At 52.5% G+C, this 17,992-nt stretch carries 18 protein-coding genes and 1 pseudogene; all 19 read left to right on the forward strand.

All coding sequences use genetic code 11. The features are described from left to right. The 19 genes and pseudogenes from KJS57_RS05670 to KJS57_RS05755 all read left to right on the forward strand — a co-directional run bounded on the left by KJS57_RS05670 (window position 1) and on the right by KJS57_RS05755 (window position 17,323). Entirely contained in the window at window positions 1-726 is a 726-nt protein-coding gene (locus KJS57_RS05670) for a demethylmenaquinone methyltransferase (RefSeq protein WP_213654045.1), read from the forward strand. Further along, window positions 719-1,591 carry a UbiA-like polyprenyltransferase gene (locus tag KJS57_RS05675; RefSeq protein WP_211020885.1) on the forward strand — a complete coding sequence of 291 codons (873 nt, stop codon included), beginning with the start codon at window positions 719-721 and terminating at the stop codon, window positions 1,589-1,591. The genes KJS57_RS05670 and KJS57_RS05675 overlap by 8 nt, the downstream gene beginning before the upstream one ends. Further along, entirely contained in the window at window positions 1,591-2,214 is a 624-nt protein-coding gene (locus tag KJS57_RS05680; RefSeq protein ID WP_211020884.1) for a UbiX family flavin prenyltransferase, read from the forward strand. Before KJS57_RS05675 ends, KJS57_RS05680 begins: the two co-directional genes overlap by 1 nt. After that, a complete protein-coding gene (locus tag KJS57_RS05685) occupies window positions 2,195-3,061 on the forward strand; it encodes a menaquinone biosynthetic enzyme MqnA/MqnD family protein (protein ID WP_213654046.1) in 867 nt (288 codons plus the stop codon). Before KJS57_RS05680 ends, KJS57_RS05685 begins: the two co-directional genes overlap by 20 nt. After that, window positions 3,058-4,032 carry a polyprenyl synthetase family protein gene (locus KJS57_RS05690; RefSeq protein ID WP_213654047.1) on the forward strand — a complete coding sequence of 325 codons (975 nt, stop codon included), beginning with the start codon at window positions 3,058-3,060 and terminating at the stop codon, window positions 4,030-4,032. Before KJS57_RS05685 ends, KJS57_RS05690 begins: the two co-directional genes overlap by 4 nt. A gap of 117 nt (window positions 4,033-4,149) precedes the next feature. Next, window positions 4,150-4,593, forward strand: coding sequence for a nucleoside-diphosphate kinase (gene ndk / locus KJS57_RS05695; protein ID WP_211020881.1), 444 nt, complete (start codon window positions 4,150-4,152; stop codon window positions 4,591-4,593). Further along, the gene (locus KJS57_RS05700) at window positions 4,584-5,411 is read left to right on the forward strand and encodes a CheR family methyltransferase (protein ID WP_211020880.1); all 828 of its coding nucleotides are present in this window, start codon (window positions 4,584-4,586) and stop codon (window positions 5,409-5,411) included. Before ndk ends, KJS57_RS05700 begins: the two co-directional genes overlap by 10 nt. A 69-nt stretch (window positions 5,412-5,480) precedes the next feature. After that, window positions 5,481-5,651: a hypothetical protein gene (locus KJS57_RS05705; protein WP_211020879.1), complete on the forward strand. Its 171-nt coding sequence runs from the start codon at window positions 5,481-5,483 to the stop codon at window positions 5,649-5,651. A gap of 234 nt (window positions 5,652-5,885) precedes the next feature. Beyond that, entirely contained in the window at window positions 5,886-7,055 is a 1,170-nt protein-coding gene (aroC, locus tag KJS57_RS05710; protein ID WP_211020878.1) for a chorismate synthase, read from the forward strand. Then, window positions 7,055-8,158 (forward strand): 3-dehydroquinate synthase, encoded by a 1,104-nt coding sequence (aroB, locus tag KJS57_RS05715; RefSeq protein ID WP_213654048.1) that lies wholly within the window; start codon window positions 7,055-7,057, stop codon window positions 8,156-8,158. Before aroC ends, aroB begins: the two co-directional genes overlap by 1 nt. Next, window positions 8,151-8,519: a chorismate mutase gene (aroH, locus tag KJS57_RS05720; protein WP_211020876.1), complete on the forward strand. Its 369-nt coding sequence runs from the start codon at window positions 8,151-8,153 to the stop codon at window positions 8,517-8,519. The genes aroB and aroH overlap by 8 nt, the downstream gene beginning before the upstream one ends. 385 nt (window positions 8,520-8,904) lie before the next feature. Next, window positions 8,905-10,467 carry an anthranilate synthase component I gene (trpE, locus tag KJS57_RS05725; RefSeq protein WP_211020875.1) on the forward strand — a complete coding sequence of 521 codons (1,563 nt, stop codon included), beginning with the start codon at window positions 8,905-8,907 and terminating at the stop codon, window positions 10,465-10,467. Between the two features lie 17 nt (window positions 10,468-10,484). Next, window positions 10,485-11,525 carry an anthranilate phosphoribosyltransferase gene (gene trpD / locus KJS57_RS05730; protein WP_213654049.1) on the forward strand — a complete coding sequence of 347 codons (1,041 nt, stop codon included), beginning with the start codon at window positions 10,485-10,487 and terminating at the stop codon, window positions 11,523-11,525. Next, window positions 11,515-12,354: an indole-3-glycerol phosphate synthase TrpC gene (trpC, locus tag KJS57_RS05735; RefSeq protein ID WP_213654050.1), complete on the forward strand. Its 840-nt coding sequence runs from the start codon at window positions 11,515-11,517 to the stop codon at window positions 12,352-12,354. The genes trpD and trpC overlap by 11 nt, the downstream gene beginning before the upstream one ends. Then, a pseudogene (locus KJS57_RS26385) lies at window positions 12,347-12,985 on the forward strand (phosphoribosylanthranilate isomerase); the annotation flags it as partial. The gene trpC and the pseudogene KJS57_RS26385, both read left to right, overlap by 8 nt. A gap of 27 nt (window positions 12,986-13,012) precedes the next feature. Next, window positions 13,013-14,221, forward strand: coding sequence for a tryptophan synthase subunit beta (trpB, locus tag KJS57_RS26390; RefSeq protein WP_244861419.1), 1,209 nt, complete (start codon window positions 13,013-13,015; stop codon window positions 14,219-14,221). Beyond that, window positions 14,218-15,045, forward strand: a complete 828-nt coding sequence (trpA, locus tag KJS57_RS05745) for a tryptophan synthase subunit alpha (RefSeq protein ID WP_213654052.1) — start codon at window positions 14,218-14,220, stop codon at window positions 15,043-15,045. Before trpB ends, trpA begins: the two co-directional genes overlap by 4 nt. A 49-nt stretch (window positions 15,046-15,094) precedes the next feature. Then, on the forward strand, window positions 15,095-16,192 hold the full coding sequence (gene hisC, locus KJS57_RS05750; RefSeq protein ID WP_213654053.1) for a histidinol-phosphate transaminase: 1,098 nt from the start codon (window positions 15,095-15,097) through the stop codon (window positions 16,190-16,192). Window positions 16,193-16,228: 36 nt separating this feature from the next. Further along, on the forward strand, window positions 16,229-17,323 hold the full coding sequence (locus tag KJS57_RS05755) for a prephenate dehydrogenase (protein WP_213654054.1): 1,095 nt from the start codon (window positions 16,229-16,231) through the stop codon (window positions 17,321-17,323). Window positions 17,324-17,992 lie beyond the last annotated feature (669 nt).

Consider the following 17,992-nt stretch of genomic DNA (forward strand, 5'->3'; position numbering starts at 1 on the left):
ATGAGTAGTCTGTCCTCTAAACCAAAGGAGAAGTTCGTACACTCCGTATTTGAGAGTATTGCTCCCAATTACGATAAAATGAACGATATTATTAGCTTTGGCCGCCATAAAGCCTGGCGAAAATTTACGATGAAGAAAATGAATATGTCGCCGGGCGATACGGCGATTGATCTCTGCTGCGGGACTTGTGATTGGACGATCAGCATGGCACAGACAAGCGGAGGCAGCATTACCGGGCTGGATTTCAGTGAAAATATGCTCGAGGTCGGTCGCCGTAAAATCGCCGAGCAAGGTCTGGACTCTTCGATTGTTCTTGTTCAGGGGAATGCGATGGCTTTGCCTTTTGAGGATAATACGTTTCAATACGCGACGATCGGATTCGGTCTGAGAAACGTGCCGGATCTTCGCCAGGTCCTCAAAGAAATGCAGAGGGTCGTCAAACCTGGGGGCATGGTGGTCTGCCTGGAAGTGTCCAAGCCGACGTGGCAGCCGTTCAAGGGGCTATACTACTTTTATTTCAAACATTTGTTGCCTTTGCTTGGAAAGCTGATTGCCAAGCGATACGAGCAATACAAATGGCTACCGGAATCCCTCATACAGTTTCCCGGCCGTGAGGAGCTTGCTCAGATTTTTCGGGAAACCGGACTTACCGAAGTCGAAGCGTATCCTTTAACCGGCGGAGTAGCCGCTTTACATATCGGAACGAAGGAGACGCAAAATGTTTAGGAAAGCAGCAGTTTTTTTACAGATGATTAAATTTGAACATACGGTGTTTGCATTGCCGTTCGCCTTCATGGGCGCGCTGCTTGGATCCGTGGCGATTAACCATGAACTTCCTTCCTGGGCCCAAATCGGTTGGGTGTTGCTGGCGATGTTCGGAGCCCGAAGCGCGGCGATGGGACTAAACCGGCTGATCGACCGGGTTAGCGACGCTAAGAACCCCCGTACGGCCGGACGGGCCATTCCTGCCGGACTTCTGAAGATCGGCGAAGTTGTCCTCTTTATCCTTATTTCATTTGCACTGTTGTTCTGGGCGGCTGCCGAGCTTAATCCGTTGGCGATGAAGCTGCTTCCGATCGCGGTGGTTATGCTTGTGGTTTACTCTTATACGAAACGCTTCACATGGCTTTGTCACGTTGTACTCGGCTTGACGATCGCCTTGGCCCCACTGGGCGGCTGGGCAGCCGTAACCGGCAAAGTGGACGCAACGGCCATGGTGCTGTACATCACCATCGCTTTATGGGTGGCTGGCTTTGATGTGATCTATTCCTGTCAGGATGTCGAGTTTGACACAAAAGAGGGACTATACTCCATACCGGTCCGGTTCGGTGTCGCGAACTCACTCCGCATCGCCCAGGTATTTCATATCATTTCCGCACTCGGATACATTGCGCTGCTGCTCATGGCGGATCTCGGTTGGTGGTATATCGCCGGCATGCTGATCGCGTGCCTGATCTTGTTTTATGAACATTATATCGTCTCTCCCAGCGACCTCAGCCGGCTGCAGACAGCCTTCTTTACAATGAATGGCGTGCTCAGCATCGTCGTGTTTTCGTTCACGCTAATCGATTTGGTGGTGCGGCAATCCTGATGAGCGAAAACAAGAACAGGGCGATGGTGGTCGGAATTACGGGAGCGAGCGGGGCGGTATACGGCGTGAAGCTGGTCAAAACGCTGCTGGGTCTCGGCATCAACGTTCACCTGGTGATTTCGAATGCCGGCTGGCGGGTGATGAAGGAAGAACTGGGCTGGGAAACGACGGACCGGGAAGCTGTGCTGCGATCTCATTTTGACGGATTTTCTGGCAGCTATACTTACCATCCCGTAGGGGATATCGGGGCATCGATCGCCAGCGGTTCCTTTTTGGTAGAGGGTATGGTCATAATGCCTTGCTCTATGGGAACCCTCTCCTCGATCGCCAACGGTTCCTCGGACAACCTGATGACCCGCGCGGCGGACGTGATGCTTAAGGAAGGCCGACCGCTTGTGCTTGTTCCTCGCGAGACGCCGCTTCACGCGATTCATTTGGAAAATATGACCAAACTGGCCAGGCTTGGAGTCCGTATGATCCCGGCCATGCCTGCGTTTTACTTCGGCCCGCAAAGTATTGATGATTTGGTTGCATTCTTAGTGGGTAAAGTTCTGGACAACTTGAAAATAGAACACGCTCTCTTTACTAGATGGGGGGATCACAGTGAACAACCGGGAGAATGACGACATCCTCATCGGAAAAATTAAGTACACTAACGTATGGCCTGTTTTTCATCATTTCAAAACTATCGATTTGCCGCAGCCGGCGAGCCTGGTAACGGAGGTTCCTTCATTGCTTAACCGGAAAATGCTGAAAGGGGAACTGGATTTATCGCCCGTCTCCTCCTTCGCTTTCGGTTACGGCTCGGATCGCTTCATCCTTTTGCCCGATTTATCGGTCAGCTCCGACGGACCTGTAAACTCGATTCTTCTGTTCTCGCGCAAGCCTCCGGAGGAAATCAAGAACGGCGTCATCGCGCTGACGAACACTTCGGCAACGTCGGTAAACCTGCTGAAAATCATTATGGAAAAAGCTTATGGCGGACAACCGACCTACTGGGACAGCGAGCCGGTGCTTGACACGATGATGGATCAAAGCGATGCAGCGCTATTGATCGGTGATCATGCCATTCAGGCTTCCTGGAGAGATCACGGTTATATCGTCACTGATTTGGGGGAAGTCTGGAAACAATGGACCGGTTACGGCATGACCTTTGCCGTTTGGGCGGTTCAGCAGTCGTTTGCCGAGAGTCATCCCCGTTTTCTCTCCAAGGTTAGCGAGGCATTCGAGGAGAGCAAACGCCGCAGCTTGGCGGATTTAAACCCGCTTGTGGATAAAGCCTGCCGCGAGATCGGCGGGACGACGGATTATTGGCATCATTATTTTAATAACTTATGTTATGATTTTAGTGAACAGCGGCAGAGCGGTTTGGCCTTGTACTTCTCGTACGCTTATGAGATGGGGCTTCTGCCGAACAAGGTAGATATGAACATTTGGAGTGACAATACGCTGACACGGGTGAAAGAATGAAATTAATGGATATTTTCGGCACGCTGAAAAGGGATATGGACTTTATTGAACGGCAGCTGTACCGGAGCATCGAAGGCGATGACGAGCTGCTGAGCGAGACGTCTCTGCATCTTCTGAAAGCCGGGGGGAAACGGCTGCGCCCGATTTTTGTGCTGCTAGGCGGGAAGTTCGGTAATTACGATCTGGAAAAATTGCAGCACGTGGCGGTTCCGCTCGAGCTCATCCACTCCGCTTCGCTCGTTCATGACGATGTGATCGACGATGCCGGCACGCGTCGCGGGAAACCTACGGTTAAAGCAAAGTGGGACAACAAAATCGCCATGTACACCGGCGATTATATTTATGCCAAGGCGCTGATGCTGGCGACCCAGCTTGAAAATCCCCAGCTTCACCGGATATTGGCTAAAGCGATGGTGCAGATGTCGGTGGGTGAGATGGAGCAGATCCGCGATTTCTTTAATACGGATCAATCGGTCCGCCACTATCTGCTGCGTATCCGCCGCAAGACGGCGCTGTTGATCGCGATCAGCTGTCAGCTCGGAGCTTTGGCATCGGATGCGACAGCCAAGGTGCATTCTTTACTGTACCGCTATGGATATAATGTGGGGATGGCATTCCAGATCCGTGACGATCTGCTGGACTTGTGCGGAACGGAGAAGAGTATCGGCAAGCCGCCCGGCAGTGATATGCGGCAGGGGAATATTACGCTGCCTGTCATTTATGCGCTGCAGGAGGAGGGGCTTAAAGTACCGCTACTGCGGGAAATATCGGCAATCCGGGAACAGGGTGCTGATGCCGATGCCTCCAAGGCAATACAAATGATCTTGTCGAGTCAGGGCATTTCACGAGCGGAGCAGCTCGCCGACCGGTTTATCGGCAAGGCGATGGATGCGCTTGATGAGCTGCCTGAGAGCAAAACGAGAACTCATTTGAAAGAAATTGCACTATTTGTCAACAAACGTTCCTATTGATTACGGATCAAGTCTCTAAATGAAGCTTATCAGACGACGGTTTTTTTGGTAGAATACGGTTATTGCAGCCTTTCCATATTATCTATTATCAATGTTGTCTAAATCAGGAGGAGAACCATGGAACGTACCTTTTTAATGGTTAAACCGGACGGAGTCCAACGGGGATTAATCGGCAGAATTATCAGCCGTTTTGAAGACAAAGGATTTAATCTTGTGGCCGGAAAGCTCGTACAGGTGTCGAAGGAACAGGCCATGAGACATTATGCGGAGCACGAAGGTAAACCCTTCTTTGACAGTTTGGTCAGCTTTATTACCTCTGGACCCGTGTTTGCCATGGTCTGGGAAGGAGACGATATCGTTACATTATCGCGGATCGTCATCGGCAAGACCAAAGTGACGGAAGCGTTGCCAGGTACCATCCGCGGCGACTTTGCCGCCCACACGCCGTTCAATCTGATTCACGGCTCTGACGGACCTGAAAGTGCGGAACGGGAAATTGCAAACTTCTTTGAAGACCATGAACTGGTTGCTTATTCGAAGAGCATAGCGCCATGGATATGATCAAATTAGACGAGTCTTCCCGGAGCAGGGGAAACGAGGCTGCGGATCCGGATTATGCGGGATTTATCCAAAGCATCAAGAAAAGCACGGGAATTGATTTGGCTCAGTACAAGGAAGCTCAAATGAAGCGCCGGTTGACGACGCTCCGCAACAAAAACGGATACCCAACTTTCGATGCTTTTTATAATGCAATGATGGTTAATAAACCGCTGTTCTATGAATTTCTGGATAAGATGACGATTAACGTATCCGAATTCTGGCGTAACCCGAACCGCTGGGAAGTGCTCAGAGATACGGTGCTTCCGGGCCTGTCCGCAGGCAGGTCACGCCTTCGGGTATGGAGCGCGGCTTGCTCTACCGGTGAAGAGCCGTATACGCTGTCCATGATCCTCGCAGATCAAGGATTGCTGCAGCATACATATTTGCTTGCCAGCGATATCGATGAAGGCGCTTTGGCCAAGGCTGCCGAAGGATTGTACCTGGATCGTTCGCTGAAGGACGTCCCGGCTGACGTGGTTAAGCGTTATTTTACCCCGGAAGGCGTTCAATTCCGGTTTGACGCGAAATTGAAAAAGGCGGTCACCTTCAAGAAACAAAACCTGCTTCTGGATCCTTTTGAAGACGGCTTTGATCTGATCGTCTGCCGAAACGTGATGATTTATTTTACGGAAGAGGCCAAACACGCGCTCTATCACAAATTTGCGAAGGCTTTGCGTCCCGGAGGTATTCTTTTCGTCGGCAGTACGGAACAAATTTTCTCCCCGTCCCAATATGAGCTGGAGCCAGCCGAAACGTTCTTTTATCGTAAAAAAGCGTAGCCGCTGTATATTCCTCCCTTTGTTTTCCAATAATGACTGACAAGAGAGTTAGGGAGGTCAGCTCAGCCCATGGACAAGAGAAAGGTCATCGACGCTTACCGTCGGGGATTCCTTACGCTGCAGGAATGCGCTCAGGTTCTCGGCGTGGAAAAGACGCATATTATAGATTTGCTGGACCATACTCCGAACGAGAATCAGCGGGGCCCGCTACTGGACAATCAGCAAGCTACCGGCAACTAATGCGGGGCTTATTCTGTAAATTTTATATCCGAAATTTGACGCGCGGTTTCTTCTGTGGAATGACAGGAGGGGCGGCGCGTTTTTTTTGCTTAGGGCAGACTGTTGGAAGAAACGTTAGGACTGTTCTGTGTAGAATGCCTTTCTTGTCAAAAGATTGGTCCTATACTATAATGAGCAAAAGAATTATCGGATTTTAGCTCTTTACAGTTTAACAGTTTAAAGGGGGAACGCATCATGACATTACGTTATTTGACCGCGGGGGAAACACATGGACCCCAGCTTACAGCTATTATTGAAGGTTTGCCAAGCAATTTGAATTTGGATTTTGAGGCGCTTAATTTTGAACTGGCCCGTCGCCAGAAGGGTTATGGGAGAGGCCGGCGGATGCAGATCGAGAAGGATACGGCGCAGATTGCCGGCGGTGTGCGGCACGGATATACGACCGGCGCTCCGGTGGCTCTGATTGTAGCCAACAACGACTGGACGCACTGGCGCAATATCATGAATATTGAACCGATCGAAGGAACGGACGAAGAGAAGCGTCGTGTGCACCGTCCGCGCCCAGGCCACGCCGATTTGAACGGCGGACTTAAGTACAACTTAAAGGATCTCCGCAATGTGCTGGAGCGTTCCAGCGCACGTGAAACGGCGATCCGGGTAGCGGTAGGCGCCGTGGCCAAACAGTTTTTGGAGAAATTCGGAATCAAAATAGCGGGACAAGTCATTCGAATCGGTGAAATCGAAGCTCCGCCGCATAATTTGCCGCTGGATGAAATGGCCAAGGTGACTGAACAGTCCTCCGTCCGGGTAGTCGATCCTGAAACCGAGAAGAAGATGGAAGCTTACATAGACCGGATTAAGGAAGAAGGCGATTCCATCGGTGGAATCGTGGAATGCATCGTAGAAGGCGTGCCTGTCGGACTCGGCAGTCATGTTCAATACGACCGCAAACTGGATGGCCGCATCGCCCAGGCCGTGATGTCGATCAACGCGTTCAAGGGCGTGGAAATCGGAATCGGTTTTGAAGCCGGGAAATTGCCGGGCTCCAAAGTGCATGATGAGATTCTGTACAGCGAAGAACGTGGATACCACCGGGCCAGCAATCGCCTGGGCGGATTTGAAGGCGGGATGACGAACGGGATGCCGATCGTGGTTCGCGGCGTGATGAAGCCGATTCCTACGTTATATAAGCCGCTGCAAAGCGTGGATATCGATACGAAAGAACCGTTTACGGCCCAAGTGGAACGTTCCGATGCCTGCGCAGTACCTGCGGCCAGCGTCGTGCTTGAGCATGTTGTGGCTTGGGAAGTCGCCAAGGCGTTTCTCGAGAAATTCGGCGGGGACTCCATGGAAGAAGTCGAGCGCAATGTGAAAAGCTACCTCGCTCAACTGGAGAACTACTAATGCGGACGCTGCAGGTGGATTTGGGTGAACGGTCCTATCCGATATACATCGGCGGCGGACTGTTGAACGAAGCCGGAGATTATTTTGAACGGCACCAACTGAGCAAGAAGAGTCCGGTGCTTATCGTTACGGATGATCATGTCGCTCCGCTTTACCTTAAACGAGTGGAAGAATCTCTCGGGAATAGCGGGTTTACTACGGTAAGCAAGGTCGTTAAGTCGGGGGAGAAATCGAAATCGCTCGAAGTATTCGAAGAAGTCATGACGGCGGCGATCGAGAGCGGTCTTGACCGCCGGTCCGTGGTGGTGGCTCTTGGCGGAGGCGTGGTCGGCGATCTGGCCGGATTTGTTGCGGCATCCTATATGCGCGGCGTTGCCTTCGTGCAGATGCCGACAACAATACTGGCTCATGACAGCAGCGTCGGCGGCAAGGTTGCCGTCAACCACCGGCTGGCGAAGAACATGATCGGTGCTTTTCACCAGCCGGAAATGGTTCTGTATGATGTAGACACTTTGCAGAGTCTTCCAGAACGGGAAGTGCGGGCCGGCTTGTCCGAAATGATCAAGCACGGGCTGATCTGGGATGCCGAGTTTGCCGAGTGGTGCAGGGAGCATACCGCAGATCTGTTGTCATTGGACCCTGATGCTTTGGGATATGGTCTCACTAAGGGATGCTCGATCAAAGCGCAGGTTGTTTCCGAAGATGAGAAGGAAATGGGCTTACGGGCGATCCTCAACCTGGGTCATACACTGGGCCATGCATTGGAAGCGATCGGCGGCTACGGAGAGTTTCTGCACGGCGAAGCGATCTCGATCGGGATGGCGGCAGCGGCTCGTATCTCCGTAAACCGGGGAAGAGATCGGTCCTTATACGATACGACTACGTCCATACTCCGTGGTTTTGGGCTTCCGACAGTCATGCCGGGTCATCTGGAAGAAGACCAGATCATCGGAGCTATGATGCACGACAAGAAGTTTAAAGAGCAACAGCTCGTTTTTGTGCTGCCGACCGAAATAGGGAAGGTTGAAATTGTCTCGGATGTGAAGGTGGAGGAAGTCCGCCGGGTCATTTCGGAATTGAAAGAGGAGGGGCATCATGTATAACCGGGGAATTCGCGGTGCCACAACGGTAACCCGCAACGAAGAAGCTGAGATTTTGGAGGCTACCGCCTCATTGCTCAAGGAAGTCGTCGAGCGGAATCAGATTGAACCTGAGGATATCTGCAGTGTCTGGATTACGGTGACACCTGACCTGGATGCGACATTTCCGGCCAGAGCAATCCGAGTCTTGAGCGGATGGGACATGGTTCCTCTGATGTGCTCCACGGAAATTCCGGTGAAAGGCGGGCTTCCTAAATGTATTCGCCTGCTAATCCAAGTGAACACGAACAAAGGGCAAAGAGAAATGAAGCATGTTTATTTGAATGAGGCGCAAAGCTTACGTCCCGATTTGACCGTTTCTTGATCCGATCGGGGTCGTTGGCAACTTTTCCAAATCGGGAGTTGCCAAAGCGGCGGTCATCATGTATAGTAATTTTAAGATTTTGTAGCGATTGATTTTGGACCTGCAGGAGTGCCGGTCGGAATTTATCGCTGAGTGAGTATAGAGCTGAGTAGAGTATAGCTGAGTTGAGCAGAGTTGAGACGAGAGATGTTCCGGCAGTTTTTTGGAAGTCGGCACTGTATTATGATGGGGGAGCAGGTTTATCCGTTCCTGGATCGTAATGCTATGTTGCTGCATTTCACTGCACGGGGATATCGCTAATATAACTTACTGCAAAATAAGCCAACCTCTACTTCGGTAGAGGTTTTTTTGTTATATATAACCAACGAAAAGGAAGTGAGCTATTATGACAACCCCGCAAGTAGAACAGGTCATTGCGATGGCCAAGGACTATAACCTGATTCCGATCGTCCGGACGCTGCTCGCCGATATGGAAACTCCGATCCGCATCTTCCGCAGAATTGCCCAGCGGGACCGGGCATTTTTGCTGGAGAGCGTGGAAGGTGGCGTGCAATGGGCACGTTACTCCTTTATCGGCACGGATCCGTTCCTGATGATGACGGCGAAGAAGGGCGAGGTTGTCATGGAGCGCAAGGGCGTGAAAGAGGCATTCGTCTCTGCCCGGCCTGTAGACGATTTAAAGGCGATCCTGAGAGGCTACCGCAGTCCTGAGCTTCCGGAAATGCCGCCGTTTACGGGAGGTGCAATCGGCTTTTTCGGATATGATTTGCTGCAGTATTACGAGAAGCTGCCAGCCCATCGGGTCGACGATCTGGGGATGCAGGATATGCAATTTATGTTCTGCGATCAAGTCATCGTATTCGACCACGTCAAGCAGCGGATCCTGTTGGTTTCAAATGTTCATATCAAGGATGGCGACCGGGATGAAGATATCCGCAGAGCTTATGCGGAAGCAGAGCTGAAGCTGGATGAAGCGGCAAATCTGCTGCAGCAGGAAGGGCCGGGTGAGAGCTTTAACCGGCGGCCGCTGCCGACGGAGGTTGGGCTCGGGGATGTCCGGTCGAACCTGACGAAAGAACAGTTTATCGCCAACGTCGAAAAAGGCAAAGAATACATTCGCGCCGGAGATATTTTTCAAGTTGTACTATCCCAGCGCTTTCATATCGAGACCGAGGTAGACCCGCTGCACGTCTATCGGGTACTGCGGACGATGAACCCGTCGCCGTATATGTACTACCTCAAAATGGACGATGAAATCATAGTCGGCACGTCGCCCGAAGCGCTTGTCAAGGTGGAAGGAGATCGGGTGGAGACCCGTCCGATCGCGGGAACGCGGCCGCGGGGAGCGACGGAGCTGGAGGACGCGGCACTGGAAGCCGAGCTGCTGAAGGATGAAAAAGAGCGTGCCGAGCACCTCATGCTCGTGGACCTGGGCCGGAACGACCTAGGGCGGGTTTCGGAATTCGGATCGGTAAAATGCGAGTCTTACATGGAAATCGAGCGTTACTCGCATGTCATGCATATGGTTTCAAAAGTATCCGGCAAGCTTGCGGACGACAAGGATTTCTTCGACGCTTTCCTGTCCTGTCTACCGGCGGGAACCGTGTCGGGAGCTCCAAAGCTGCGGGCAATGGAAATCATCGCCGAGCTCGAAAACGAAGCCCGCGGTACTTACGCCGGGGCCATCGGTTATCTCGGATTTTCCGGCAACATGGACTCCTGCATTACGATCCGTACCATCGTCTTTAAGAATGGTAAAGCCTATGTCCAGGCGGGGGGCGGCATTGTGTGGGACTCCGTACCCGAGAACGAGTACCAGGAATCGGTCAACAAGGCGAAGGCGCTGCTTACCGCAATCCGTACGGCGGAGATGATGTTTCCGCCGCAGCCGAAAGCCGACGCCATAATTAATCAAGACTATCTTTACGAATATACCCCGAGAGGATAAAAGAGAGGAGAAGGACGATGAACGGACAGGAAACGGTACAAAACGGGTTGGGTCGGCTGATTGAAGGGCAAAGTTTGAACCGGCAGGAGGCGCGCGGTATTATGGAAGCGATCATGAACGGGGAATCGACGCCCGCGCAGATCGGCGGATTACTGACCGCGCTGCGGATCAAGGGGGAAACCGTGGAGGAAATTACAGGTTTCGCGGAGGCCATGCGGATGCATGCCAGCCGCTTGAACACGGAAACCCGGCAGCTTCTGGATACTTGCGGAACGGGAGGCTCTGGCATTCACAAGTTCAATATATCGACGACATCGGCCATCGTGGCCGCCTCGGTTTCCGTTCGGGTGGCAAAGCACGGGAACCGATCGGCATCCGGACGCGCGGGTAGCGCCGATGTGCTTGAATCGCTGGGCGTGAACATCCAGTTGAGTGCCGAGCAGGCTAAACGTTGTCTGGATGACATCGGTATCTGTTTCCTGTTTGCTCAGCTTTATCATCCCTCGATGCGTCATGCGGCTGCCCCCCGCAAAGAACTCGGAGTAAGAACGGTGTTCAACATGCTGGGGCCGCTTACGAACCCGGCCGGAGCGGATCGTCAAGTACTGGGTATTTATGACAGGAACAAGACGGAAACGATCGCTAGAGTGTTGCGCGAGTTAGGCTCCAAACGGGCGTTAGTCGTCACAAGCGCGGAAGGACTTGATGAGATCAGCATCTCGTCGTCCACCCGGGTGTCGGAGCTGAAGAACGGGGAAGTTGTGACCTATGAGCTGACGCCGGAACAGCTGGGACTCAGAACGTATCACCTAACGGAGATGATGGGCGGAGACCCGGGGACGAATGCCAACATTATCCGGCGGGTGCTTCAAGGAGAGCAGGGGGCATACCGCGATGTAGTGCTTGCTAATGCAGGTGCCTGCATCTATGTATCGGGGCTTGCGGACAGTATTCGCGAAGGGGTCGTTATCGCTGCGGAATCGATTGATTCCGGCAAGGCGTACAGTAAATTGGAACAGCTTATTCAAACAACGGGGGAACTGAGCTATGTATCTTGATCGGATTGTAGAGACGAAAAAACAAGAGGTCGCACGCTTGGCTTCGAGCTTCAATCTCGCCGAGGTGGAGCGGAGAATTTCAGCCATGGAGCCGACGCGCGGATTTTACCGCGCGTTGACGGAAGGACGCAAGCGCGAGTTAGGCTTGATTGCCGAGGTGAAGAAAGCCTCGCCTTCCAAAGGTCTGATCCGACCGGATTTTCATCCGGTTCGGATTGCCGAAAGCTATGCCGAGGCCGGCACGGATTGCATCTCGGTGCTGACGGATGAACTCTACTTCCAGGGAAGTCCGGCGTATTTGTCCTCGATTCGCGAAGCCGTCGATGTCCCATTGCTCCGCAAAGACTTCATCATTGACGAGCGACAAGTATATGAGGCGCGGATGATGGGTGCGGATGCGGTACTGCTTATTGCGGCAATTTTATCCGATGCCCAGTTGCAAAGTTATATACAGACCGCAATGGCGATCGGGCTGGATGTTCTCTTGGAAGTCCATGACCGCGAGGAGTTGGAGCGTGCGCTCGGTCTTGGCACCGCCAAGTTGATCGGGATTAACAATCGGAATCTGCGGACGTTCGAGACTTCGCTCGAGACAACATCTTCTCTTGCGGAACTGGTTCCGTCTGACGTAACTCTGATCAGTGAGAGCGGGATACAATCCAGGGAAGATATTGAATATCTGATACAAGCAAAAGCGAAAGGCGTACTTATCGGAGAAACGTTTATGCGTAAAGAGCGGGTGGAAGAGGGGATTTACGAGTTGCTGGGGCCGATAACGAACGGTTCAGGGACTCGGGGTCCCGAAGGGAGTTTGTCTCGGAATGGGTAAACCAAGCGTAAAAATTTGTGGACTTCAAAGCGTTGAAGTGCTAAAATCTATGATAAACTTGCCGATTGATTACATCGGATTCGTTTTTGCCAGAAGCAAGCGCCAGGTCAGCGGGAATCAGGCTGCCGAACTGGCTGCCGTGCTGGGGACTTGGCAAAGCGGCAAAATCCCGGAAAGCGTCGGCGTGTTCGTGAATCCTTCCATGGAAGAGCTTGAGGCGATTCTGTCTTTGACACCACTGGACATCGTACAGCTGCACGGCACGGAAAGTCCGGAGTTTTGCCGGGAAGTCAGGGAACAACTCGGAGTTAAAGCATTCAAGGTTCTCTCGGTGAAGCCGGACGGAACGCTGCATGGGGGACAGCCCGTTGAAGACTATGAAGGCGTCATCGACGGGCTGCTGCTCGACACATATGATCCTCATTACGGAGGAGGTTCGGGAGTAGCTTTTGCCTGGGAACAGGCCGAGCCTTACCGATTGTGGGCCAAAGAGCGGGGAATCCCTTTTTTGGCCGCAGGCGGACTGCATCCGGGCAATGTGGGTGAACTGCTTGATGTCATGTCTCCTGACGGCGTAGACGTGTCCAGCGGCGTAGAAACTGACGGAATCAAAGATCTGACTAAGATAACTGCATTTGTGGAGAGGGTGAAGGGGAACATGACGCTGAATAAACAGGTACCCGACGAACATGGCCGTTTTGGACCTTTCGGAGGACGTTATGTGCCGGAAACGCTAATGAACGCTTTGATCGAGCTTGAGGAATCGTACCGTAAATTTCAAGATGATCCCGAATTTCAGGCGGAAATCGATTATTTGCTGAAGCAATATTCCGGACGTGAGACCCCGTTGTATTACGCGGAGCGTCTGACTGAACATCTGGGCGGCGCGAAAATATATCTCAAACGCGAAGATTTGAATCACACCGGGGCTCATAAAATCAATAATGCGATCGGTCAAGGGATTCTGGCCAAGCGGATGGGCAAACGCAAGGTGATTGCCGAGACGGGAGCTGGCCAGCATGGCGTGGCTACGGCGACTGTGGCGGCTTTGCTCGGACTGGAATGCAAAGTGTTCATGGGCGAAGAGGATACGAAACGCCAGCAACTCAATGTATTCCGTATGAAGCTGCTGGGCGCCGAGGTCGTTCCTGTGCTATCGGGAACCCGTACGTTAAAGGATGCTTGTAACGAGGCGCTTCGCTACTGGGTGAGCAATGTGCACGACACGTTCTACATTCTTGGCTCGGCGACCGGACCTCATCCTTATCCGATGATGGTCCGCAATTTCCAGCGGATTATCGGCGACGAGACTCGCCGGCAAATCCTGGAGGCGGAAGGTCGTCTGCCGGATATGCTGATTGCCGCGGTCGGGGGAGGCAGCAACGCGATCGGCATGTTTTATCCGTTCGTGGAGGATACCGACGTTCGTTTGGTCGGTGTGGAAGCCGCCGGTAGAGGCGTGGAAACGGAATATCACGCCGCGACGATGACCAAGGGAACCAAAGGCGTATTCCAAGGCTCCATGAGCTATTTGCTTCAGGATGCCCACGGGCAGGTTCAGCCGGCTCATTCGATTTCGGCGGGTCTGGACTACCCCGGAATCGGACCGGAGCACTCTTATTTGAAAGACATAGAGCGGGCCCGGTATTATCCGATTACAGACCGGGAGGCGCTGGATGCTTTGCAGCTGCTCAGCCGTCAGGAAGGCATTATACCTGCGCTGGAATCTGCGCATGCCGTTGCTCAGGCCGTCAAGCTCGCACCGGAGATGGGAAGGGATGAGCTGATCGTCATTTGCTTGTCCGGACGCGGCGATAAAGACGTGGAGTCGATTATGGCTTATACCGAAGGAGGCGCTGAGCTATGAACGGAGCTGCTGTGAACTTGATGGAGAAGACATTTTCCGACCTGAAGGCCAAGGGTGAAACCGCCCTGATCCCGTTTATTTCTGTCGGAGATCCTGATCCGGAAACAACCGTCGATATTATCGTAGAGCTGGAGCGCGCCGGAGCGGATGTTCTGGAACTCGGCGTTCCTTACTCTGATCCTTTAGCTGATGGCCCGGTCATCCAGCGGGCCTCGGAGCGGGCGCTGGTACGCCAGATTACCATTGAGTCGTGCATCGATACGGCCCGAAAAGCCAGAGAACGCGGCGTGAACATGCCGTTCGTATTGTTCACTTACTACAATCCGGTATTGCAAACCGGATTGGATCGGTTCTTCGGTCTGCTGCAGGAAGCGGGCATCAGCGGTCTCATTATCCCGGATCTTCCGTTCGAAGAGTCGGAAGAGGTTCTGAGACTGGCCGACCAGGCTAATATCCTGCTCGTTCCGCTGGTAGCGCCTACGTCAAGCAGCAGAATTTCGATGATCCTTTCCCGTGCCAGAGGATTTGTCTATTGCGTCTCCTCCTTGGGGGTAACCGGGGAGCGGAGCGCTTTTCACCAGAATGTGGATGAGTTTATTCAATCGGTGAGAGCGCAGACTGAATTGCCTGTGGCCGTCGGTTTCGGAATCTCGAATAGAGAGCAGGCGGAACGGTTCGCGAAAATTTGCGACGGTGTTGTCGTCGGCAGCGCGATTGTACGCAAGATCGAAGAAAGCCTGCCATTGCTGGAAAACGAAGCAACGAAGGAACAAGGGTTGTTGCAAATTCGTGACTTTGTGGCACAATTAAAGATAAAAAATTAACCAAACCGGGCTATTTGCCCGGTTACCTGGAATGAGGGAGGAAATACACATGTTGCCCAAACCCCAAATCGTCAATTTGCCGGTCTATCAGCCGGGGAAACCGATCGAAGAGGTCAAGCGCGAGCTTGGACTCGAAGAAGTTATTAAGTTAGCCTCCAACGAGAACCCTTACGGCTGCTCTCCTAAAGCCCGTGCGGCGATAGAAACTGAACTCAGCAATCTCAGCCTTTATCCGGACGGCAGCGCCGCTGAATTGACCGAAGTATTGGCGGGTCATCACGGCGTGAACCGGGATCAGATTATTTTCGGCTGCGGCTCCGATGAAATTATCGCGTTGATTACTCGTGCGTTCTTTTTGCCGGGGGATGAAACCATCATGGCGGATTCGACATTCTCGGTATACAAAAGCAATGCCGATATCGAAGGTGCTGTCAGCATCGAGGTGCCGCTTCAGAATGGAACTCATGATCTCCAGGCGATGCTGGGAGAGATCGGGGAGAAGACAAAGGCGGTCTGGATCTGCAATCCGAACAACCCTACGGGAACGATTGTTTCGAATGCCGAATTGATTTCTTTTCTGGATCAGGTGCCGGCCAATGTGCTGGTCGTTCTGGATGAAGCTTACGCGGAGTATGTTACGGATCCGGATTATTCGAACGGCATCAAGTTGCTGTCCCAATACCCTAATCTGATTGTTCTGCGGACTTTTTCGAAAATTTACGGTTTGGCTTCCTTACGGATCGGATACGGGGTTGGTCAACCGAACGTTATCAAGCTGATCAATCAGGTGCGCGAGCCGTTCAATACGTCGCGGATCGGCCAGGCTGCCGCCAAGGCGTCGGTAACCGATCATGCATTTGTATCCGAATGCCGGGAGAAAAACCGTGAGGGCATCGAATATTTGTATAAACAATTTGATCGGATGCAGCTGTCCTATTTTCCGGCACACGGCAATTTCATTATGGTCGATGTCAAATCTCCGGCCGTAGAGATGTTCCAGTCCCTGCTCAAGCTGGGTATCATCGTTCGGTCGGGATTCGGAAAGTATCCGAATCATATCCGTGTTACGGTGGGTTCTGCGGAACAAAACGCCAAGTTTATCGCTGCTCTGGAGCAAGTGCTGTCCGGGCAAGGGGCACGCGTCTAATTTGCCATTTTACTAAACAGAAATCGAGTGAACAATATGACAATTAAAGTAGCTGTTTTCGGAGTAGGCCTGATCGGCGGATCCCTGGCGCTTTGCCTTAAAGGCAAGCCGGGGATCACGGTGATCGGGCATAGCCACCGTCCGGGCTCCTTGAACCGGATGATTGAGCGCGGGGTCGTGGATGCCGCCACTCTTTCCATGGAAGAGGCAGCGGCGAACGCCGACTTTATTTTTTTGTGCGTGCCGGTCGGGAATCTGGAAGAATATCTGGAGAAGCTTTACTCGCTTCCGCTAAAACCGGGCTGCATAATCACGGATGTTGGCAGCACGAAAGCTTCGGTCGCGGAATGCGCCCGCAGACTATCCAAACCGGATATTCATTTCATCGGGGGCCACCCGATGGCGGGGTCGGAGCGTTCGGGCGTGGATGCGGCATCCACATTGCTGTTTGAGAACGCCTATTATGTGCTGACACCGTCACCCGACGTACCGGAAGAGGCTTATTCGCGTTTGGAGCAACTGCTCGCGTACACGAGAGCCCAAATCGTCCGGGTCGATCCGGTGATGCACGACCAAATCGTCGGTGCAATTAGCCATTTGCCGCATATCATTGCGGTGGCGCTGGTCAACCAGGTGTGCGATTACAACGGTACCAACGGTTTGTATCGTACGCTGGCTGCAGGCGGATTCCGCGACATTACGCGTATCGCATCAAGCGACCCGCTGATCTGGAGGGATATCCTGCTCAGCAATAGAGACGTACTATTGTCTCTGCTTAGGGATTGGAATGATGAGATCGGCAGTTTTATCGGACTTCTGGAGGGACAAGACGGCGAGGGAATCAGGCAAGCATTTGAAAAAGCCAACCTGTTCCGCGGCGAGCTGCCTGAACGGAGAAAAGGTGCGATCACTTCCTTGTTCGATCTGTATATCGATGTACCGGATACGCCGGGGATCATCGGACAGATCGCCACAGAGCTCGGCGTTCGCCACATCAACTTGAGCAATATGCAAATCATTGAAAGCCGGGAGGACGTTCCCGGTGTAATGCGTCTTTCGTTCCGTCAGGAAGCTGATATGGAGCGGGCTAAAGAGCATTTGGATTCCTTAGGATATTCCGTATATGTATAGTTGTGCAGGGCTGTAAAAGCCCTGTATTTCGCAAAATGTAAACGCTTATAAAAAAGTGTTGACAGAATGAAAACGTATACATATAATAAAAGTACAGTATGGTTTCTCTCCACTCCTATCCAATATCTTTTGCTCGGTACTGAGCAAAGACCGCTTCTTACGAAGCGGTTTTTTTTTGTCTGCGTGCCCAGCTAAGCACGCATCTTCTAGCCGGTGAAAGTCCGGTCGCGGGAGGAGCCAAGTCCCCGCGTAGCTAGGATACTTGCGTACGGCGAGATCTGTGCGTAAAAGCGTATCGACAAAAGTACCTGTCAGAGACAGGGCGAGCAACGTATCAGGCCGTAACATAAAGTGAATCTTGCCGCGTCGTCAAAAAGGCCCCGCGAGGGGGAAGAGAGGAAGCCGAATCTTGAGACAATGGATGAAGGCCACGGAAACTGTCAGGAACTTGGAGCGGCAGTGAAGAATCCTTCGGCGTAAGGAGATCGGCACGGTATGAAAGAAGATGCAGTGAACTGGGGAGACCCTCCCCTGCACGGAAGTTTTTTTTTTCGTAGCGAGATACTCTATAAGCCAAGAGGCGAAGTGAGTCATCAGCAGGAAGGGAGTCCGAGGGGTGAATAGTACCGGAGAACGCAGGACAACACAACCTGCGGGAGGGAAGTCGCC

The sequence above is a fragment of the Paenibacillus vini genome, assembly GCF_018403325.1.
Taxonomy (GTDB): domain Bacteria; phylum Bacillota; class Bacilli; order Paenibacillales; family Paenibacillaceae; genus Fontibacillus; species Fontibacillus vini.